20 protein-coding genes are annotated in these 21045 nt (G+C 58.1%); 12 read left to right on the top strand and 8 right to left on the bottom strand.

Features of this window, described 5'->3' with window-relative positions:
- Positions 1-81 precede the first annotated feature (81 nt).
- Together MO767_RS10500 and MO767_RS10495 are read left to right on the top strand one after the other, a co-directional pair.
- Positions 82-1485 carry an MFS transporter gene (locus tag MO767_RS10500; protein WP_282480410.1) on the top strand — a complete coding sequence of 468 codons (1404 nt, stop codon included), beginning with the start codon at positions 82-84 and terminating at the stop codon, positions 1483-1485.
- A 571-nt stretch (positions 1486-2056) separates the two neighbouring features.
- Positions 2057-2497 carry a cupin domain-containing protein gene (locus tag MO767_RS10495; RefSeq protein WP_282480409.1) on the top strand — a complete coding sequence of 147 codons (441 nt, stop codon included), beginning with the start codon at positions 2057-2059 and terminating at the stop codon, positions 2495-2497.
- 9 nt (positions 2498-2506) lie between these two features.
- On the opposite strand, the gene MO767_RS10490 is transcribed toward MO767_RS10495, so the two are convergent.
- Complete coding sequence (locus tag MO767_RS10490; protein WP_282480408.1) at positions 2507-3937, bottom strand: MFS transporter; 1431 nt, start codon at positions 3935-3937, stop codon at positions 2507-2509.
- A 134-nt stretch (positions 3938-4071) separates the two neighbouring features.
- Here MO767_RS10490 and MO767_RS10485 point away from each other — a divergent pair, with 134 nt between their 5' ends.
- The 6 genes from MO767_RS10485 to MO767_RS10460 all read left to right on the top strand — a co-directional run bounded on the left by MO767_RS10485 (position 4072) and on the right by MO767_RS10460 (position 11092).
- Positions 4072-4962: a LysR family transcriptional regulator gene (locus tag MO767_RS10485; RefSeq protein ID WP_282480407.1), complete on the top strand. Its 891-nt coding sequence runs from the start codon at positions 4072-4074 to the stop codon at positions 4960-4962.
- 484 nt (positions 4963-5446) lie between these two features.
- Positions 5447-6835: a diguanylate cyclase gene (locus MO767_RS10480; protein WP_282480406.1), complete on the top strand. Its 1389-nt coding sequence runs from the start codon at positions 5447-5449 to the stop codon at positions 6833-6835.
- Between the two features lie 5 nt (positions 6836-6840).
- Positions 6841-8169, top strand: coding sequence for a glycosyltransferase (locus MO767_RS10475; RefSeq protein WP_282480405.1), 1329 nt, complete (start codon positions 6841-6843; stop codon positions 8167-8169).
- A gap of 1 nt (position 8170) precedes the next feature.
- Entirely contained in the window at positions 8171-9019 is an 849-nt protein-coding gene (locus tag MO767_RS10470) for a hypothetical protein (protein WP_282480404.1), read from the top strand.
- 6 nt (positions 9020-9025) lie between these two features.
- Positions 9026-10141, top strand: a complete 1116-nt coding sequence (locus MO767_RS10465) for an efflux RND transporter periplasmic adaptor subunit (protein WP_282480403.1) — start codon at positions 9026-9028, stop codon at positions 10139-10141.
- A 3-nt stretch (positions 10142-10144) separates the two neighbouring features.
- Positions 10145-11092: an NAD-dependent epimerase/dehydratase family protein gene (locus MO767_RS10460; protein WP_129444970.1), complete on the top strand. Its 948-nt coding sequence runs from the start codon at positions 10145-10147 to the stop codon at positions 11090-11092.
- Here the strand turns inward: MO767_RS10460 and MO767_RS10455 are convergent.
- Positions 11064-11324 (bottom strand): hypothetical protein, encoded by a 261-nt coding sequence (locus MO767_RS10455; protein ID WP_046049286.1) that lies wholly within the window; start codon positions 11322-11324, stop codon positions 11064-11066. The two genes, MO767_RS10460 and MO767_RS10455, sit on opposite strands and share 29 nt — an antisense overlap.
- Positions 11325-11619: 295 nt before the next feature.
- Between MO767_RS10455 and MO767_RS10450 the strand changes: the two genes are divergently transcribed.
- Together MO767_RS10450 and MO767_RS10445 are read left to right on the top strand one after the other, a co-directional pair.
- Positions 11620-12687, top strand: coding sequence for a hypothetical protein (locus tag MO767_RS10450; protein ID WP_282480402.1), 1068 nt, complete (start codon positions 11620-11622; stop codon positions 12685-12687).
- A gap of 15 nt (positions 12688-12702) precedes the next feature.
- Positions 12703-13056, top strand: coding sequence for a DUF1428 domain-containing protein (locus tag MO767_RS10445; RefSeq protein WP_282480401.1), 354 nt, complete (start codon positions 12703-12705; stop codon positions 13054-13056).
- 14 nt (positions 13057-13070) lie between these two features.
- Here the strand turns inward: MO767_RS10445 and MO767_RS10440 are convergent, their stop codons facing one another.
- Complete coding sequence (locus tag MO767_RS10440) at positions 13071-13265, bottom strand: hypothetical protein (RefSeq protein WP_033056474.1); 195 nt, start codon at positions 13263-13265, stop codon at positions 13071-13073.
- 60 nt (positions 13266-13325) lie between these two features.
- On the opposite strand from MO767_RS10440, the gene thpR reads away from it, so the two are divergent.
- Positions 13326-13865, top strand: a complete 540-nt coding sequence (gene thpR / locus MO767_RS10435) for an RNA 2',3'-cyclic phosphodiesterase (RefSeq protein WP_282480400.1) — start codon at positions 13326-13328, stop codon at positions 13863-13865.
- 116 nt (positions 13866-13981) lie between these two features.
- Here thpR and MO767_RS10430 read toward each other — a convergent pair whose 3' ends face one another.
- The 5 genes from MO767_RS10430 to MO767_RS10410 all read right to left on the bottom strand — a co-directional run bounded on the left by MO767_RS10430 (position 13982) and on the right by MO767_RS10410 (position 19258).
- Positions 13982-15079: a polyamine ABC transporter substrate-binding protein gene (locus MO767_RS10430; protein WP_282480399.1), complete on the bottom strand. Its 1098-nt coding sequence runs from the start codon at positions 15077-15079 to the stop codon at positions 13982-13984.
- Positions 15080-15348: 269 nt separating this feature from the next.
- Positions 15349-16233 carry an ABC transporter permease subunit gene (locus MO767_RS10425; protein ID WP_282480398.1) on the bottom strand — a complete coding sequence of 295 codons (885 nt, stop codon included), beginning with the start codon at positions 16231-16233 and terminating at the stop codon, positions 15349-15351.
- Positions 16230-17111, bottom strand: a complete 882-nt coding sequence (locus MO767_RS10420; RefSeq protein ID WP_282480528.1) for an ABC transporter permease subunit — start codon at positions 17109-17111, stop codon at positions 16230-16232. Before MO767_RS10420 ends, MO767_RS10425 begins: the two co-directional genes overlap by 4 nt.
- Positions 17112-17140: 29 nt before the next feature.
- Entirely contained in the window at positions 17141-18283 is a 1143-nt protein-coding gene (gene potA, locus MO767_RS10415; protein ID WP_056745152.1) for a polyamine ABC transporter ATP-binding protein, read from the bottom strand.
- Between the two features lie 213 nt (positions 18284-18496).
- Positions 18497-19258 carry a gamma-glutamyl-gamma-aminobutyrate hydrolase family protein gene (locus MO767_RS10410; RefSeq protein WP_282480397.1) on the bottom strand — a complete coding sequence of 254 codons (762 nt, stop codon included), beginning with the start codon at positions 19256-19258 and terminating at the stop codon, positions 18497-18499.
- Between the two features lie 280 nt (positions 19259-19538).
- Here MO767_RS10410 and MO767_RS10405 point away from each other — a divergent pair, with 280 nt between their 5' ends.
- Positions 19539-20915: a glutamine synthetase family protein gene (locus MO767_RS10405; protein WP_282480396.1), complete on the top strand. Its 1377-nt coding sequence runs from the start codon at positions 19539-19541 to the stop codon at positions 20913-20915.
- Positions 20916-21045 lie beyond the last annotated feature (130 nt).

Genomic DNA, 21045 nt, shown 5'->3' with positions numbered 1-21045 from the left:
GTTTTGCCGATGCTCTACGACACAATTGATCTCGCTTGAAACCGAGAGATCATCACCATAATCCAACAATAAAGTGATGCCATGAATCTGAACGAGCCCATTAATCCGCAACGAATCGGCCAGGCCGTCGGCAAGTACCGCTGGACGATTTGCGCGCTGTTGTTTTTTGCCACCACCGTCAATTACCTGGACCGCCAGGTACTGAGTCTGTTGGCGCCGGATCTGTCGACGCAATTTGGCTGGAGTAACACCGATTACGCGAACATCGCCTCTGTCTTTCAGTTTGTGTACGCGATTTCCATGCTGTTCGCCGGCCGCTTCGTTGACAAGATCGGCACCAAGACCGCCTATGTGGTAGCGATCGGCATCTGGTCGACCGGCGCAATCATGCACGCCTTTGCGGAGCCGATGGGCGAGGGTATTGCCGGCATCAGCAGCGCCTTGGGCATTGCCGTCATCCCGGTTTCGATCGCCGGCTTCATGCTGGCGCGCGCCGTGCTGGCGATCGGCGAAGCGGGTAACTTCCCGATTGCGATCAAGGCCACCGCCGAATATTTCCCGAAGAAGGAGCGTTCCTTCGCTACCGGTATCTTCAACTCCGGCGCCAATGTGGGCGCGGTTCTGGCACCGATCAGCGTGCCGCTGATTGCCGGCCTTTGGGGCTGGGAAGCGGCGTTCATCGTGATCGGTGCGTTGGGCTTCGTTTGGGTGGCGGTATGGATTGCGCTGTACGAAAAACCGGAGCAGCAAAAACGTCTGTCGGTGCAGGAACTGGCCTACATCCGCAGCGATCAGGGCGCGCAAGCACTCACCGGCACAGACTCGGGTGCTGCTGCCAAAAAAGTATCGTGGTTCAAGTTGCTGACCTACCGCCAGACCTGGGCCTTTGCCTTTGGCAAATTCATGACCGACGGCGTGTGGTGGTTCTTCCTGTTCTGGCTTCCGACCTATCTGTCGGCGCAATACGGCATGAAGGGCCAGGCCATCGTGTTGCCGCTGGCCGTGCTGTACAGCATGACCATGGTGGGCAGCATCGGCGGTGGCTGGTTCCCGAGCTATTTCATGTCGCGCGGCGATGCGCCGTATGACGGTCGTATGAAAGCCATGCTGGTGATCGCTTTCTTCCCGCTGCTGGTACTGCTGGCGCAGCCATTCGGCTACATCAGCTTCTGGGTGCCGGTGCTGCTGATCGGCGTGGGCGCATCGGCGCATCAGGCGTGGTCGTGCAACATCTTCACCACCGTGTCCGACATGTTTCCGCAAAAATCCATCGCGTCGGTGGTCGGCATTGGTGGTTTGGCCGGCGGTTTGGGCGGGGTAGTGATGACCAAGACTGGCGGTTGGGTGATCGACCATTACAAACTGATCGGCGATATCCATACCGGCTACATGATCATGTTTGCCATCTGTGCGGTGGCCTACCTGGTGGCGTGGAGCGTGATGAAGGCGCTGGTTCCACGTCATAAGGAAATCACCGATCTGTAAACGGCTGGCACGACCCAGTGAGCCGAAAAGCGGGGTACACGACGACTATTTTTGTCGGCGTGTACCCCAGGTGACTGGCGATAGCATTTTTCCATCCTGCCACGCCTGCGACAGGACAAAATCGTTCTAAAAAGCCCGCCTTGCGCTTTGGAGTTTGTACTATTCTTGAAGTTGTAGGTGAAGACGCAGACTGATGCGCAAGCGGATGGCGAGGAAACGTGGGGCGCGTTCCGAAGGGTACACGGTTAGAAAGATCTCCGCGCTGAGATCCAGCCCTTATGCCGTGTGAAGCAGGACAGCACAAAACTGTTCTGTGGGAGGCCTGATAAACCTTGTAAGCCGGAGACCAGCGCCGGCCACCTACTCGATTTACAAAGCCCGCCTTGTGCGGGCTTTTTCGTGTCCGCGGGATTCGTTTGTATCGGAACGTATCCCGCGCGCCTGCAGCTACCTTCGCATACAAAACCAGGGCCTTGGCGACACTTGCGCGATACACGGCGGCCTCTGAATAGAGCCACCGCATTCGCGGCAACCTCCGCGCTACTTTCCGCGCATCCATTGGAGAAATGCCATGTCCCGTTTCAACCACCGTATTTCCGCTGGAGTGCTCGGCGTCGCCGTGGCTGCGGCACTTACCGCCTTCGCGGGCCTCTCTCAAGCTGAAGAGGCGCCTGCGGTAAAAAGCTGGCAGGCGGGCCTTCACCGCACCGATCTGCTGCGCAAGGACCTCGACGTCTCCGGGCGTGAGGTGATCCAGGTCCTCGTAGATTTCGAGCCAGGTGTGGTGTCCCCCAAGCATTCCCATCCCGGGGTGGAAGTGGCCCACGTCATTGAAGGCACGTTTGAATATCAACTCGAGGGTCAGCCTCCTGTAACGCTCAAGGCTGGCGATTCCTTGTACATCCCCGCAGGCACCGCGCACGTCGCGAAGAACGTCGGCGCGAACAAAGCGTCTGAACTGGCGACGTACATTGTGAAGAAAGACACGCCACTGGTCGTGCTGGAAAAGTAAACGACCGGCTTACCGGCGGTTACGACGCACTGCCAGCGCGCGGCTTCCCAGCGCGATGGCCAGTGCGACAGCAATCAACACCAGCGCCACGGCGAAGGTGATCCGCAGACCGCTGGCAACCGCTTCGGGTCGCGCCGTTGCAATGTCGACCGAGGCCGATGCGAGCGCGAACACCGCGCCCAGGGCGGACGCCCCCGTGATGAGCCCCAGATTGCGCGACAGGTTGAGCATGCCGGAGATGACCCCCCGTTGGTCCGGCTGAACATCCGCCATGACCGCCGTGTTGTTGGCTGTCTGGAACAGGGCATAGCCGAGGGTTATCACGACCATGGGCAAGAGGTAGCCGCCGATGCCGAACGTCTCAGGCAGTACCGACAGCGTGAGGCATCCAGTCGCCATTGCCGCGAGCCCGGCGAGAGTCATGCGTTGGGCGCCAAAGCGGTCGGCAATACGGCCAGCGGGCACACCCGTCAGTGCCGCGACAAACGGCCCGACCGACAAAACCAGTCCAACCAGAACGGCATCAAGCCCCAGCCCATGCGCGAGGTAGAAGGGCCCGACCACGAGCGTCGCCATGATCACTGTCGCGACGAGCAGGCTCATGGCGAGGCTGCCACTGAGCACGGGATCACGGAACATCGCCAATCGAATCAGCGGTGAGGTGACTCGAGCCTCGGTGAATACAAAGAGGCCGCCGCCGACGCCCGCCGCCAACAGCAAGGCGATATTGAACGGGCCGAAACTGCCTCGCCCAAGGGTCATGGCCAGCGCATAAGCGGCGAGCGTCAACGCCAGCAGCAGTGTGCCCAGCGGGTCGAAGCCGGCGCGATCGGTCTTGGGCTTCTGGCGATCGGCGGGCAAGTAACGATGCGCGAGCACCAGCGTCAGCAAGCCCAGCGGTACGGTGATGAGGAAGATCGCTTGCCAGCCAAACGCGTCAATCAGCAGGCCACCGAGCGACGGCCCCATCGCGGTGCCAATCGCCGACATTGTCCCGAGCAAGCCCATGGCGCTGCCGGTTTTCGCCTTCGTCACCGTTTCGCCAACAAAGGCCATGGTCAGCGCCATCATGATTGCCGCACCGATTCCCTGCAGCGCCCGGGCGCCAATCAGCATCCAGAGCGTGGGCGCAAAGCCGCAAAGGGCCGACGCCAGCGTGAACAAGCCGATTCCGGCCAAGAGCAGCCGACGTCTGCCTGTGATGTCACCGAGCCGACCGACGCTGACAATCAGGGTGGTGATCGCCAGAAGGTAGGCGAGGACGATCCACTGCACGTGCTGGAAGGAAGCGTTGAACACCTGCGCCAGGGTCGGCAAACCCACATTGGCGATGCTGGTGCCGAGCGAGGACAGCAGCATCGACAGTGAAAGACTGGCCAGCGCCCACCGAACCGACGGTGCCTGTTGCGCACGCTCTACGATTGCACTGATTGACTTCATTGTGTCCCTCTTTTCTGGCCACTCCCGAAGTGGAGCTACCAGAAAGCTACGCCCCGGCCTAACATGGCGGAAGGCGCACCGTTTGCACTTGATACATGCGTTCAACGCCATACCACTCTGCCGCGGGGCGCTACATGTCCACTCCCGATTTCAACTTGCTGATCACCCTTGATGTGCTGCTCGCCGAAGGCAGCGTGGCGCGTGCCGCCAAACGCTTGCGGCTGAGCCCGTCGGCCATGAGTCGGGCGCTGGCGCGATTGCGTGAAACCACTGGCGATCCGCTGTTGGTCAGGGCCGGGCGGGGTCTGGTGCCCACCCCGCGAGCGCTCGAATTGCGCGAGCGGGTCAGTCAACTGGTGCAGGACACAGAAGCGGTCCTTCGGCCGGCCGAGCAACCCGACCTCAGCCAGCTGAACCGCACGTTCACGCTGCGCACCAGTGAAGGCTTTGCCGAGAATTTTGGCGCGGACCTGATTGCCCGCATCGCCGAGCAAGCCCCTGGCGTGCGGCTGCGCTTCATGCACAAACCCGACAAAGACAGCACGTCACTGCGCGACGGCACGGTCGATCTGGAAACGGGTGTGGTTGGGACAGCCGCTGGCCCGGAGTTGCGTACTCAGGGCTTGTTTCGGGATCGTTTTATTGGCGTCGTGCGAATGGGGCATCCGCTGAGCGAAGGCGAGATAACCCCCGCGCGTTATGCGGCAGGCAGCCACATCAGCGTCTCTCGGCGTGGGCTCGACAAGGGACCTATTGATGAGGCGCTTGAGCCCCTGAAACTGGAGCGACAGATTGCAACCATCGTCGCAGGCTTCTCCACAGCGCTGGCACTCGCCCGGGCCACCGACCTGATCGCCAGCGTTCCCGAACGGCACACCGCCAACCTGCGCGCCGGCATGCACAGCTTTGCACTGCCGTTGTCTGTTCCGGCGTTCACCGTCGCTATGCTCTGGCATCCGCGGATGGATGCCGATCCTGTACATCGCTGGTTGCGGGGTTGTCTTCGAGAGGTTTGTTCTGAGTAAAAAGTTGTCAGATTTGATCTATGGTTCATTATTGAAACTATGATGTTTCACTCATGTAACTGTTGCATGATTATTCTGGTTCTATAAGTGAGTATGTTTTGGTATAAAAATGCTTTGAACTTATTGATGTATGTGCGGTAGCTGAAAGACTTTGTCGCAAATGGGAATTAACTGCTGATACCATTAAATAGCGCGACGCTATCAATGATGGCCATTAACCAGTAGTGAGTATGGTTGTAACGCTTGAGTTACTTGTTGTGTATAAACTGATGAAATATAAATGATTATTTTTTGTGATGATCAGGTTGTTGGTCGAGCCATAACACGGCGAGTAAGGCGGGATCCAATTAACATTGATGGCAAAATATTGGCGGCCGACATGTCGATAAAATAACTTCATAATAATACTGACGATTTTCTGATGCGGTGCTAGTGTTTCTAACTCCTATTAACCGTACTTGTCTGTCTGCAGAGGCCATGCGTCATGCCGACTCCAACTCCACGGATTGCGATACTGGGTAATAGAGTTCCAAGCTTGAATCTTCCGGAGCTTGAGCACTTCGTCGATCTGGGCAGCTTGTTGGCTGCACCCGCATTTGATGTGGTGCTGCTGGACCTGCCAGCGGTTTATTCCGGGCGGGTGCTTCGAAAGTTGCGCTCCACTCACCCTTATCGCTACAGCCTCATTTACTGTTGCCGTGATCAGAACGGCTGGTGTGAAGCCTTGGGTGATGGCGCGTGCCCTGTCGAATCCAGCGAAATAAGAACCCTCTGGGGGGTGTGGCAAGAACGCTACAGGTTGTTCAAACGGGGTTCTGCCCCCGAGCGTTTTGAAAGTCGGGTGCTTTCATGGCTGTGGTTGCGCGACAACGCCCACATCTATGCCCTTCGAGACCCTGAGGTGCCTCAGCATTATCGCTATCCGTTGCTGGACGCCCTGGCTGATAACGAGCAGGTCAACTCGTTTGTCTGGCTCAGTTTGATGGTGCAACAGGACTGGTTGGAAGAGGGGGTCCTGGTCGATCGCGTTCGCCTGTGTTCGGAGTGTGGCTCGGGCCGGCTCAATTACATTGATGTGTGTGCCGAATGCCAGGCCCTGGACATCTCACGGCAGCCTTCATTGCACTGTTTTACCTGTGGGCATGTAGGGCCACAGGAGTCCTTTCTCAAAGACGGGGTGTTGTTGTGCCCCAACTGCTTGAACCGGTTGCGCCATATCGGCAGTGATTACGATCGCCCGATGGAGAACTATCGCTGTCGGTCATGTCAGGCGTTTTTTGTCGATGCCGAAGTGCAGGCGCGCTGCTTGGATTGCGGCCTGTCACACACACCCGACAAGTTGCGAGTACGCGAGGTCAGAGATTTCCGCCTGGCCGAGGCCGGCCGTTTCCGCTGCCGCCAGGAGTTCAGCGATCAAACGGTCCATCACTTCGGTCGACTCAATCTGTTAGGCGGCAAGGATTTCTATGACCTGCTGACCTGGCAGATGCAGGTCGTACGCCGCTACCAGTCGCCTGCCTTTTCACTGCTCGGTCTGCGCTTCGTCAACCTGACCGGTACGTTGACTCGCCTGGGTGAACACCACGGCCATGCCTTCATCGATAGTGTGGCTGAACGATTGAAGGAAACCGTCAGGGATACAGACCGCTGCTCTCGAAGTACAGAAGAGTACTTCTGGATCATGCTTCCCCATACCGATGGCAACGGCCTGGAAACCGTCAAACAACGCTTGAGCCGGGTCGCCGAGTTGTTTTCAGCACCGGAGGTCAGCGACATTTCCTTGCGTGTCGTCAGCATCACGGCGCCCCAGGATCTGCTCGAGCAGGAAGATGGCGAACTACTACTGGCCCGTCTAGCCAGTGAGTTGGCGTGACCGCCATGAGTCCTTTCCTGGAGCAACTCCTCAACGCACTCAGCGGGATCATGGGGCCGGATGGTTTGAGCCGAGTGTTTTTCATGCTTTTCCCTTTGTTTCTGATCTTTGAATTGCCCCTGATGATCATGGTGATGCTGGGTGTTTTGCGCTGGTTCACACGTCGGCGCACCCGTGTACCGAAGATCAGTCTCTATCGGCCCAAGGTCTCTTGCATCATTACCTGCTACAGCGAAGGGATGGACGTTCAGACCACGTTGTTAAGCCTGTGCGAGCAGACGTACCCCGGCCACATCGAGATGATTCCGGTGGTGGACGGGGCCACGGTGAACCAGCCGACGCTCAGCGCCGTACGCAGTTTTAACGTGGATCCGCAGTTGTACCCCAGGCGTCATTTGCGCCCGATCGCCAAATGGCAGAGGGGCGGGCGGGTGTCGTCATTGAACGCCGGCCTGTCGCTAGCCAGCGGTGAAATCGTGATGGCGCTTGATGGAGATACGTCCTTTGACAACAACATGGTCAGCTCCATCGTGCGCCATTTCGAGGACCCGTCGGTACCTGCGGTCGCCGGTAGCCTGCGAGTACGCAATGTCTGGGCGTCCTGGGTGACCGCAATGCAGGCGCTGGAATACCTGTTATCCATCCACATGTCGAAAATCGGTCTGTCCGAATGGAACCTGGTCAATAACGTCTCGGGCGCCTTCGGGGCATTCCGGCGCAGCTTTCTGGTGAAAATCGGTGGCTGGAACACGCACACCGCGGAGGATCTGGACCTGACGTTGCGCATCAAAAGTTACTTCAAGCGACACGACTTGAGGATTCCCTTCGAGCCGGAAGCGATTGGACATACCGATGCACCGTCGACGCTCAGTCAGTTTCTGATGCAGCGCTTGCGCTGGGATGGTGACCTGTTTTTTCTGTACATCAGAAAGCATAACCACAACATCAACCCCAGCTTGTTGGGCTGGCCGACCTTTCTGATGATCCTGCTCAGCGGCTTCTTTTTTCAGCTGGTGCTGCCGTTCCTCATCTTCAGCTACACCTTGCTGGCGTTATTTGTTCTGCCGGGCAAGACGCTGTTGTTTCTGTTTGTACTGATTTATGCGCTGTACCTGACGATCACCGCGCTGTTGTTCGGCGCCATGTTGTTGATGGTGTCCGACCGACCTGGAAAGGACATGACCCTGGGGTTGTTGGTGCCTTTCTTCCCGCTGTTCATGCTACTCCTGCGGTGCTGGAGCGCAGTGGCGATGCTCAACGAGATCTTTCGCCGGGGCCACGAAGAAAGCTCGATGGCGCCGTGGTGGGTGCTTAAACGAGCCACGAGGTTTTGATATGCGATCGATACTTCTGCTGCTGACGCTGTCGTTGCCCCCGACGATACTGGCTGCACAACCCCTTTCGGCTCAAGCTGTGGGGGCGCCGTCGAGCCAATGGTCCCAGGCCAGTTATGTCTGGGACAGCGAAGCGTTGCTCGATCCCGATCAGCGCAAGGCGGAGCTCGACCAACTGCGTAAAGCCGGGATGGACAAGATCTACCTTGGCCTCAAGTCCGCCCAGTTGAAAGACTTTGCCAAGACGCGCCAACGGTTGGAACAATTGCTGCAGGACGCGGCCGGCAAGGGGGTGCAAGTCAGTCTGTTGCTCGGCGATCCGGCCTGGATCGAGCCGCAGGAACGCCATCAGCTCACCGATTTACTGGCGAAGCTGAAGGGGCTTTCATTCACCAGCCTGCACTTGGACCTGGAACTCGAACAACTGGGCGTGCCGGTCCCGGATCAGCGCTTGAAGGACTTGCTCGATACCTTGCGCGCAGCCTCCGCAGCCAGCCCATGGCCGGTAGAAATCTCCAGCCATCATCGTTGGTTTGCAGAGGCAAAACCCGGAAAAACCTGTCTGCCGTGCGCGCTTCCCGAGGCGGGCGTGCGTCAGGTCAGCCTGATGATCTATACCCGCAACCCGAAAAACAGCGCACGAATGGCAGAGCAGATCGCCCAACGTTGGCCTGATCTGCAGTTTCGCCTGGCGCAAAGCACGGAGCCGCAACTGGATTCCACAGAATCCTGGGCCGGCGCGTCGACTGAGCAGTTGCAGCACCAGACCAATGTCTGGCGCGAACAGCTGCAACCACGGGGAATTGCCGGCATTGACTGGCAAGCCTGGCGAGACTTTCCAAAACGGTGAGCCGTCATGAAGATTCGATTCGATAGTCGCAAAGAACTGAACCCCACCCAGGAACAGGGTTTGACTGTGCTGTACGCACCGGGCAAACGCATGGCGTTTCGCGTGCGTTGGTATTTGATCCTGTTCCTGGTGGCGAGTCCCTTGATTTGGCTGGGAGGGAAGCTGGCTTACGGCATGTTGATGATCGACGCACCGGCGCAATTGCGCCTGCCGATTCTTGAGGTGCGCGCGCGGGATGCCGGTCGGGTCGATCAGCTGTTCGTGATGGCCGGGGAGCAGGTCCAGATCGATCAGCCGTTGGTCAGTCTCGACAATCCCGAATGGCGTGCGCGGCTATTGCAGCTCGCCGCGATGCCGACGAAAACGGTGCCCACCAACAACACCAAACTGGACACCAGGGAGCGTCAGTTGCTCAGAACCCGAGTGAGCAGGACGGAGGAGCGCGTGCAGGTGCTTGAGGACCTCGTTGTATCAGGCGCAGTCTCTCGTGGAGAAGTGCTGGCCGCCCAGTCCGAACTCGACGCTTTTAAAGCCGACCTGTTGGCGTTCGAGCGCCGCGAACAACTGGCTCGTCAGTCGCCGCTGAGCGTTGAGCGCGAAATTATTCAACAGACCGCCGAGCAACAGTGGTTGAAAACGCGACTCGCCGCGTTGTCGGTCAAAGCTACCCAGAGCGGTCGAATTGCGGAGGTGTTGGTCACGCCCGGCGAAAACGTCGGCGCCGGAACGTTGTTGATGCGCCTTGAGCGGCTGGAAGAGCCCCTGCTGTGGATTTATCTGGAACCGCTGAACATCAGCTACGCCGCGATTGGCCAGCCGCTACGCGTTCGCATGCCCGATGGCGAGTGGTTGGCAGCCCATGTTGTTCAGGCCGTCGACAGCGCCGGTCGCACGCCGACGGTGTTGCGTGGGCCGTTCGCTGCCAGCGAGATGGGTTTGCAGGTCGCCGCCCGGTTTGATCGCCCCCTGTCGCCGCGCTGGAGAATCGATCAACTGCCGTTGAATGTTCGTTTTCCGACCGACTGGCAACAAATGCTCAGTAACAGCCGTGAATTCATCGAGCAATTAGGCGACTTCATTGCAATGGATCGAACACCCACCACTGCGCCGGGGAGTAAATAAATCATGACTGCTGATCGAATTCTTGTGACGGGCGGTGCCGGTTTTATCGGTTCGCACCTGGTCGAAGCACTGCTTGAAAGCGGTTATAGCGTTCGGGTTCTGGACGATCTTTCCAGTGGAAAATTGTCGAACTTGCCGATTGATCGCTGCCATTTGACCCTGGTGGTGGGGGATGTCGCCGACGCGCCGACGGTGGAGCGGGCGATGAAAGACTGCAGCGCGGTGGTGCATCTGGCGGCGGTGGCCTCGGTGCAGGCGTCGGTCGATGACCCGATCGCGACTCACCAAAGCAACTTCATCGGTACGCTGAATATCTGCGAAGCCATGCGCGAGGCTGGCGTTAGACGGGTGGTTTACGCGTCCAGTGCGGCGATCTATGGCAACAATGGCGAGGGCATGGCGATTACCGAGGACACGCCCAAGAATCCGCTGACGCCGTATGCCGCCGACAAGCTGGCCAGCGAACATTTCCTCGATTTCTACCGACGCCAACATGGTCTCGAACCGGTCATTCTGCGGTTCTTCAATATTTACGGACCCCGTCAGGACCCTTCATCGCCTTATTCCGGTGTCATCAGCATTTTCAGCGAGAGGGCGCAAAAAAAACTCCCCATCACGGTTTACGGTGATGGGGAGCAAACAAGGGATTTTGTATACGTCGATGACCTCGTAAAGGTCCTGGTACAGGCGGTCGGTGAGTCAGAGCCGATTATCGAACCGGTCAATGTCGGGTTTAACCGATCCACTAGCGTTAACGAATTGGCGGCGACGTTAAGCGAGCTTTTGGGACGGTCCCTGACGTTGAATTACGACGCGCCACGTTCCGGGGATATCAAACATTCGCGAGCGGACAACAGTCGCCTGCTTGAGCGTTTTTCCTTGAAATCACCGACCTGTTTTGCCGAGGGCCTGGGGCAGCTGCTCAGAAGTATTGATTCCGGGGGGCGGTAGCGGCGAGCTCAGTCGCCAGCAGGTGCTCCTCCAGCACATCGCTCAAGAATCGGAACTGATCATTTAGCCCAATCACTTCATTGTTGAAGTGATTGGCGGCGGACGGCATCAGTAACGCCTCGAAGTTTTTGTCGAACACCAGTTCGAACGTTTTGCGCGAAACGAAGGACTGGGAATAGTAGTTATTGCCGAACACCGCAAAGCTTACAGCCAGGGTTACGGAGTGAATCATGACGTGCGCTCCTCCGACAGGACATACCAGGAAAAAACGCTCAGGGTGACGGCCGTCAGGGCCAGGCAGGTCAGGAGATGGATAATCATGATTCGCCCCTCCGATGCGGGGTTTATGTTGGGTTAAGGCTGATCCTACGCTGACGGTTTTTACGCGGAAGGCATTCGTGGCGATGATGAATATCGACATAAGTGATGGTGGGGTCATCGCTGACTGTTCCGGCCTCTGGGTGGGCCGCCACCTATACTCAGGCATATAGCCCTTGATCTGATTTCAAACCGAGAGAACCGCGATCTTGAACCTACGTTCGCTGATCGTCGCCGTGTTAGTGGTGCTGGCGGGATGCGTCACGACTGCGCGTGCACCGGTGGAAGTGGTACCTGTGATTATTTCCCAAAGCACTTGGCAGATGGTGGACCAAGAGATTGTTGCGGCGTCGCAATCGGCCACCGAGCAGACCAAAATCTACGCGCGCGGTGCCATGGATTACTGGCGAACGCGGGTCTATCAACTGACCGAAGAGAACTTCATCCCCTGGTTCAGCAGTTACTGGACCCAGGAATGGCTATCGATGAAGGTCAGCTGGTACACGCTCAGCGCCAAAGGCGAGCAGGATGCCTCGGCCAAGCGCCTGGCGGCCTATCTGCTGGAGCAATACCAAGAGCGTGTGCTGGCGCCGGTTGCGGTGGAGATTGATCCCGACGCGATTCTCGGCCTGGCAACGGCGTTCTACGTTGACATTGTTCAGGAAGAACTGCAGAAAATCTCCCAGCGCCACGGTGTACCGATGGCTCAGCTCAATGGGCGAATCCAGAAAATCCCCGCCATCGCCCTGGGACCGCCACCCGCCAGGGACGCCTCGCTTTATCAGGTCATGCACACCCAGCCTCTGAATACGTTGCCGGCCTATGCGGCGCTGATCGAGAAAATCCACAAGGCAGGCGGCGACAAGGGGGTGGCTTCGACAGACACCGCCATGGCGCCGGTGGCCAAGCGCGCCAGCCAACGGATGGAAGCCGAAATGGTCCCGCGAGGTGCGGCCAGTGCAGTGGCCGCTGCAGCGGGCAAATTGGCCGGGGGCCTGATTTCTGTAGGTGTGGCGGGGATTCGCGCGATTATCCAGGCCAATGACCGGCCTGACAGCGAGGCCCTGATTCGCAGCAGTCTGGGTAACACGTTCGACAAGGCCTGGCTGAAGCTGGTGCAAAACCCGACCACCGGCGTGATGGCCGGTACGTTGTACATGGCGGGGCAGATCGAGGGCAATCTGGCGGGCAGCGCCGAAGTACCGTCGGTCAGTTCGGGCAGCGGATCTGTCGATTGGGGGCCGGCGGAATCGACTAACCAGCAGATCGCCCCATAACCCTGGAGAATGACCATGTCCTACGTTGATGGCTTTATCGCTGCCGTACCCACCGCCAACCGCGAAAAATTCAAGAAGCACGCCGAAACCGCCGCTGTCATTTTCAAGGAAAGCGGCGCCCTCAGCGTCGCCGAATGCTGGGGCGACGACGTCCCTGACGGCAAAGTGACCTCGTTTCCGATGGCAGTAAAACTCAAGGAAGACGAAACCGTGGTGTTTTCCTGGATCATCTGGCCAGACAAGACCACTCGCGATGCAGGAATGGAAAAACTCATGACCGATCCGCGCATGCAGCAGGACGTCAACCCGATGCCGTTCGATGGCCAGAGGCTGATCTTTGGCGGGTTCGAAATGATCGTAAAAGCCTGAAACCTACGACAGGATCACTCCGGCGTCGGGGTGATCCTGCAACTCTTGCGATTACGAATTTCGCTGTCCGTCGGCCGCTCTTTGATGAACTCGAAGCGCGGCTCACCTTCGTTGTAATGAACCAGCCAGCCCCATTCCAGCTCGGACTCATCCTGACCGGGTTTCGGTGGCACGGCCCACCATGGTTCCTTGCTGATGATCTCTCGCATGGCCCCCTCCAGTTGAATCGTTTGCATGAACTATAACTTGGATGTCAGGAGGTGCCAGATATGAGCGACGAATCCCATGAGCCGTTAAAACGACTGTTTTTTGCCCTGAACTGCGCACCCGAGCAACGTCGGGCCATTGCCCAATGGCGCAGCGCTCTTGAGCTCAGGAGCGGACGTCCCGTGCCGGTGGAAAACTTTCATCTGACGTTGATGTTTTTGGGCGCTGTCGAGGTGGCGCAGATTACCGATATCTGCACGGCCGCTGCCAATATTCGAACGCCGGGTGTGCCTTTGAGGGTGGCGCTTGATCGTCTGGATGTCTGGCGCAGGGCAGGGGTGTTGGTGCTCGCGCCGGAACAGGCATCACCGGAGTTGCTTCGGCTGGTGTATGCGCTTGAGCAGGCAATGCTGCCGTTCGGGTTTGAGGATTCACCGAAGGAGTTTCGGCCGCATCTGACGCTGATGCGTGATTACCGAGTGCCGGTGCCAGAGTCCGCGACGCCGCCCGAGTTCTATCTGCGGGCCGATCACTTCTCCCTGCTCGAATCCCATAAGGGCCGCTACCGAGCGCTGGCGGAATGGCCGCTCGTTCCATCATAAAAAAAGGCGCCCGAGGAGGGCGCCCAAATTCACCTAAACCGAGGAAGCCAGGTGAGGCCGTTCTACAGGTAGGAGTGCAGCGGTGGTAAGGCGCTGCGTGAACGGAAATCTTTGAATTACTTACCGAGTTTCACCCGCGTCCACCCGCGGGTCATCACCCGCTGAACGCCAATCGGCATGTCCGGAATCGCATACAACGTCGCCATCACCTCCTGCGGCGGATACGAGCCCGGATCATCGCGAATCGCTTCATCCACCAAAGGCGTGGCCGCCGAGTTGGCGTTGCTGTAGCCGATGTTGTTGGTGATCTCGGCGATGATGTCCGGGCGCATCAGGAAGTTCATGAACAGGTAAGCGTTCTCGACGTTCGCTGCGTCCCGAGGAATCGCGACCATGTCGTAGAAACTGCCCGCGCCTTCCTTGGGAATGCTGTAATCGACCTTCACCTTATCGCCAGCTTCCTGGGCGCGCGCCTTGGCTTGCAGCACGTCGCCGGAGTAACCGACCGCCACGCAGATGTTGCCGTTGGCCAGGTCCGAGATGTATTTCGACGAATGGAAGTACGCCACCGAAGGGCGAATCTTCATGAACAAGGCTTCAGCTTCAGCGATCTGATCTTTGTCCTGGGAGTTCACCGGATAGCCCAGATAGTGCAGGGCAGCCGGGAGCATTTCCGTAGGCGAATCAAGGAAACTGATGCCGCAGGCTTTCAGTTTTTCAGCGTTTTCCGGTTTGAACAGCAAGTCCCAGGAGTTGGTCGGTGCATTGCTGCCGAGCACTTCCTTGACCTTGTCCGGGTTGAAGCCGATGCCGATGGAGCCCCACATGTACGGGAAGGCGTGGCCGTTATCCGGGTCGCTGGCGGAAGCATTTTTCAGCAGGACCGGGTTGAGGTTCTTCCAGTTCGGCAGCTTGGATTTGTCCAGTTCCTGATAGACGCCCGCCTTGATCTGCTTGGCCAGGAAACTGTTGGACGGCACGACGATGTCGTAGCCGGATTTGCCGGCGAGCAGCCGTGCTTCAAGGGTTTCATTGCTGTCGAACACATCGTAGGTCACGCGGATGCCGGTCTCGTCTTCGAACTTTTTGACGGTGTCCGGGGCGATGTAATCCGACCAGTTGTAGACGCGCAGTACCTTGTCATTGGCCTGGGCGCCAGTAGCCATTGCGCCCAATAAGGACAGTGTCAGCAGAGTCCTGCCAAACATTTTCATCGGTACAACTCCATTCTTTTTTATTCAAAAACACACAGCAAAAATGCAGTGAACACAAAACCTATGCAGTAAACACAAAACCTGTGGTGAGGGGATTTATCCCCGTTGGGCTGCGAAGCAGCCCCAAAACCTGCAACCGCGGAGTATCGTGTACACCGCATTCACTGGGTTGACGACTGCTGCGCAGCCGAACGGGGATAAATCCCCTCGCCACAGGTTCTGGGTTTACTCCACAGGGTTTGTGCTCACTTAACCCATCAGCAATGGCACTAGGCCGTCGCTTCTACCATTTGCTTTTTAGGTTGCTGCCAGGATTCGCTGGCGGTCTGGTCCATCGCTTCCTGGATCGCACGTTTACGGGTCGCTTCAGCGCGGCGGCTGAAGAACCAGACCATGAAGGTCACAATCGACACCGCCAACAGAATCAGGCTGGCCACGGCATTGATCTCAGGCTTCACGCCCAGTCGTACCGCCGAGAACACTTCCATCGGCAGGGTCGTCGAACCCGGGCCGGACACGAAACTCGCCAGCACCAGGTCATCCAGCGACAGGGCAAACGACATCATGCCGCCGGCCGCCAGTGACGGCGCGATCATCGGAATGGTGATCAAGAAAAACACCTTGAACGGCTTCGCCCCGAGGTCCATGGCCGCTTCTTCGATGGACAGGTCCAGCTCACGCAAGCGCGCCGAGACCACCACCGCCACATACGCCGCACAGAACGTGGTGTGCGCGATCCAGATCGTCACCAGACCGCGTTCCTGCGGCCAACCGATCAACTGCGCCATCGCCACGAACAGCAGCAACAGCGATAGACCGGTGATCACTTCCGGCATTACCAACGGCGCCGTCACCAAACCACCGAACAGGGTGCGGCCCTTGAAGCGAGTGACGCGAGTCAGCACGAATGCTGCCAACGTCCCCAGCGCTACGGCAGCAATCGCGGTGTAGCAGGCGATTTCCAGCGAGCGCACCACCGAGCCCATCAGTTGCGAGTTATCGAGCAGGCCGGCGTACCACTTGAACGACCAGCCGCCCCATACCGTCACCAGTTTGGAGGCGTTGAACGAGTAGATCACCAGAATCAACATCGGCAGGTAGATAAACGACAGGCCGAAAATCAGCATGAACTTTGAAAATCCGAAGCGTTTCATCCCCGTGCCTCCATCTCTTTGGCCTGGCTGCGGTTGAACAGCAGAATCGGCACAATCAGGATCAACAGCATCACCACCGCCAGGGCAGACGCCACCGGCCAGTCGCGGTTATTGAAGAACTCTTGCCACAGCACGCGACCGATCATCAGGGTCTCTGGGCCACCCAACAGCTCCGGAATCACGAACTCACCCACCACCGGAATGAACACCAGCATGCAACCGGCGATGATGCCGTTCTTGGCCAGCGGCACGGTGATTTTCCAGAAGTTGTTGAAGTTGCTCGACCCCAGGTCCGAAGCGGCTTCCAGCAGACTTTGATCGTGCTTGACCAGGTTGGCGTACAACGGCAACACCATGAACGGCAAGTAGGCGTAAACCACGCCTATATACACGGCCGTGTTGGTGTTGAGGATCTCGATCGGGTGATCGGTCAGCCCGGTCCACATCAGGAACGCGTTGAGTAGACCGTTGTTGCTGAGGATGCCCATCCACGCATAAACGCGGATCAGGATCGCGGTCCAGGTCGGCATCATGATCAACAGCAGCAGAACGTTTTGTGTTTCCTTGCTCGCTTTGGTGATCGCGTAGGCCATCGGAAAACCGATCCCCAGGCACATCAGCGTGCTTAAAAACGCGACCTTCAACGAGCCGAAGTAAGCCGAGATGTACAACTCATCCTGGGTCAGCAATGAGTAGTTACCAAGGTTCAGCAGCAGCTGGAATTTCTGCTCGGCGAAGGTGTAGATCTCTGAGTAAGGAGGAATGGCCAGGGCCGCTTCCGAGAAACTGATCTTCATCACCAGGAAGAACGGCAGCATGAAGAACAGGAACAGCCACAGGAAAGGAATCCCGATGACGAGCTTTCGACCACTCGGCATCAGCCGCATAAACTGCTGATTGAGTGTTTTCATGAGCGCAGCACCACGCCGCTATCGTCTTCCCACCACACGTAGACTTTGTCGTCCCAGGTCGGACGTGAACCACGGCGTTCGGCGTTGGCCATGAACGACTGCACAACCTTGCCGCCAGGCAGTTCCACGTAAAATACCGAGTGGCCGCCGAGGTACGCGATGTCATGCACCTTGCCGCTGGACCAGTTGTAGCGGGTATCGGGTTTGGTGGTGCTGACCAGCAGTTTTTCCGGGCGGATGGCGTAGGTGATCGACTTGTCCTGCACCGAGGTGCTGACGCCGTGACCGACGTAAATCTTCTGCTCCAGGTCCGGGCTGTGAATGATTGCGTGACCTTCAAGGTCTTCCACAACCGTGCCGTCAAAGGCGTTCACGTTGCCGATGAATTCGCAGACCATGCGGCTGACCGGCGCTTCATAGATGTCCACCGGACTGCCGATCTGCGCGATCCAGCCCAGGTGCATGATCGCGATGCGTTGGGCCATGGTCATGGCCTCTTCCTGGTCGTGGGTCACCATCACGCAGGTCACGCCGACGCGCTCGATGATCTCCACCAACTCCAGTTGCATCTGCGAACGCAGCTTCTTATCCAGCGCACCCATCGGTTCGTCGAGCAGCAACAGCTTCGGGCGTTTGGCCAGGGAGCGAGCCAGTGCCACACGCTGACGCTGACCGCCGGACAACTGATGGGGTTTGCGCTTGGCGTACTGGGTCATGTGCACCAGGCGCAGCATCTCTTCAACGCGGGCGTCGATTTCGCTGGCAGACAGACGATCCTGCTTCAGGCCGAAGGCGATGTTCTGCGCCACCGTCATGTGCGGGAACAGCGCGTAGGACTGGAACATCATGTTGATCGGCCGTTCGTACGGCGGCATGTCGGTGATGTCGACACCGTCGAGCAAAATCCGGCCTTCGGTCGGGCGCTCGAAACCTGCAAGCATGCGCAGCAGGGTCGATTTACCGGAGCCGGAACCGCCGAGCAGGGCGAAGATTTCCCCTTGATGGATCTCAAGCGAGACATCGTCCACCGCGGTGGTTTCGTCGAATTTCTTGGTGACGCGGTCGATTTTCACCAGCACCTTTTTCGGTGACTGGTGACCTTCAAGAGCCTTCCTGTAAATGCTGGAGGCGTTTGCCATGTGAAACTCCCAACAGGTTTCAGTCGTCGGGCCAACGCGGCCTGACTTAATAGTTGATTGCAAGCCAGCACTGAGCGGGCTTATTCGGCGCCGCCGTCCTGGCTGCCTGGTGGTACTTGTTGTTATCGCGTTTGTTGTTGTCGTGAGGGACCGGCGCGCAAAGGCACGCCCGCCTGACTCACGGGGGCAGTAAATTGAATATCGAGTGTTAAGTCAGCGCTTGTTACGTAGCGCCGCCCGTCGCCGGCATGCATCACCGAACGCCTGGAAAATACTCAAGTAGGGCGGATTCGAAAGCACCTGCCATTCCGGGTGCCATTGCACACCGACGGCAAAGGTCGGGCTGTGTTCCACCGAGATCGCTTCGATCAGCCCATCCGGCGCGACGGCTTCCGCACGCAGGCCGGGCGCCAGTCGGTCGATGCCCTGGCTGTGAATCGAATTGACCTGGAACACCGGCGGCAAATCCAGCGCCTCGAACACACCGCCCGGTCGCACGTTGACCGCATGTGCCGGTGCGTATTGCACCGCCAGGTCCGGATGATTCGCTTCTCGGTGATCAAGCATGCCCGGGAGTTCGTGGACCTTCTGATGCAGGCTGCCACCGAACGCCACGTTCATTTCCTGAAAGCCCCGGCAGATGCCGAGCACCGGAACGCCCGCCGCAATGGCCGCACGCAATAAGGGAAGGGTGGTGGCGTCCCGTTGCGGATCGTGATCCGTGCCGGGGGCGCTGTCGGGGCCTTGATAGTGGAAGGGTTCCACATTCGAGGGTGAGCCGGTCAGCAGCAGACCGTCGAGCTGCGCGAGCAGGTCATCGATTTCGGTCAGATCGCCTAAAGAAGGAATGACGACCGGCAGCCCCAAAGCCGCGACGCTGACAGCACGCAAGTACTTGTCGCCGCTGACATGGTAGGGGTGCAGGCCAATCTGTTTGACGCACGCAGTAACGCCGATCAATGGCTTGAGTGCCATTTTTATCACCTCGAAGTTTCACACTTGAACGAGCTTTTCCGGAGCTTAGCCTTGTTGATTTTAATTAACAACTCTCATGTAAAAAATTCTAAACGCCGTACGTCCGATCTTCAGGGTTTACGCGGTGCGCAAGACTGATCTGGCACTCTCGTGCCCAAGAAAGGCCAGAAAATAAAGGTTGAGAGGCCAAGTGTTCGCTATTGACTTCACTTTGCCGTTCGGGTTGACTGAGCTCGCAACAAGGTAGTGAACATAATAATTAACAGCTAATAGGTGCATCATGTCGGTCCCTCTGCGTACCGTTCAACTCAACGAAGCAAACGCATTCCTTAAGAAATATCCTGAGGTTTTGTACGTCGACCTTCTGATTGCGGATATGAACGGTGTGGTGCGCGGCAAGCGCATCGAACGCACCAGTCTTCATAAGGTTTACGAAAAAGGCATTAACCTCCCGGCGTCACTGTTTGCCCTGGACATCAACGGTTCTACGGTGGAAAGCACCGGCCTGGGTCTGGACATCGGTGACTCAGACCGAATCTGCTTTCCCATCCCAGATACGCTCAGCATCGAGCCTTGGCAGAAGCGCCCGACCGCGCAACTGTTAATGACCATGCACGAACTCGAAGGCCAGCCGTTCTTCGCTGACCCTCGCGAAGTGCTGCGTCAGGTTGTGAGCAAGTTCGATGACATGGGCCTGACCATTTGCGCCGCGTTCGAACTCGAGTTCTATCTGATCGACCAGGACAACGTGAACGGTCGTCCGCAATCGCCACGCTCGCCGGTTTCGGGCAAGCGTCCGATGTCGACTCAGGTGTACTTGATCGACGACCTGGACGAATACGTCGATTGCCTGCAAGACATCCTCGAAGGCGCGAAAGAGCAGGGCATCCCTGCCGACGCCATCGTCAAGGAAAGCGCCCCGGCGCAATTCGAAGTGAACCTGCATCACGTCAATGACCCGATCAAGGCCTGCGACTACGCGGTGTTGCTCAAGCGTCTGGTGAAAAACATCGCCTATGACCACGAGATGGACACCACGTTTATGGCCAAGCCGTATCCGGGCCAAGCGGGCAACGGTTTGCACGTGCACATTTCGATTCTCGACAAAGAAGGCAACAACATCTTCGCCAGCGAGGATCCCGAGCAGAACGCCGCACTGCGTCACGCGATCGGCGGTGTGCTCGAGACCCTGCCGGCGCAGATGGCGTTCCTCTGCCCGAACGTCAACTCGTACCGTCGTTTCGGCGCGCAGTTCTATGTGCCGAACTCGCCGAGCTGGGGCATCGACAACCGTACCGTTGCAGTGCGTGTGCCGACCGGTTCGCCGGACTCCGTGCGCATCGAGCATCGTGTAGCCGGCGCCGACGCTAACCCGTACTTGCTGATGGCGTCGGTCCTGGCCGGTATTCACCACGGCCTGACCAATGAAATCGAGCCGGGCGCCCCGGTGGAAGGCAACAGCTACGAGCAGAACGAGCAGAGCCTGCCGAACAACCTGCGCGATGCACTGCGCGAACTGGACGACAGCGAAGTCATGTCGCGCTACATCGACCCGCTGTACATCGACGTGTTCGTGGCGTGCAAGGAAAGCGAGCTGGCCGAGTTCGAAAACTCCATCTCGGACCTTGAGTACAACTGGTACTTGCACACGGTTTGACGGGTAACACCGGATCCAGGCTGAAAATCCGATCAACTGTGGGAGCGAGCCTGCTCGCGAAGGCGGCGGCACAGTCAACATTGATGTTGTCTGATACACCGCTTTCGCGAGCAGGCTCGCTCCCACAGGG

The sequence above is a fragment of the Pseudomonas sp. UYIF39 genome (genome assembly GCF_029963765.1).
In the GTDB taxonomy this organism is placed as follows: Bacteria; Pseudomonadota; Gammaproteobacteria; order Pseudomonadales; family Pseudomonadaceae; genus Aquipseudomonas.
Note: the sequence above shows the minus strand (reverse complement) of the source record. Positions and strands in the feature narration are given on the sequence as shown.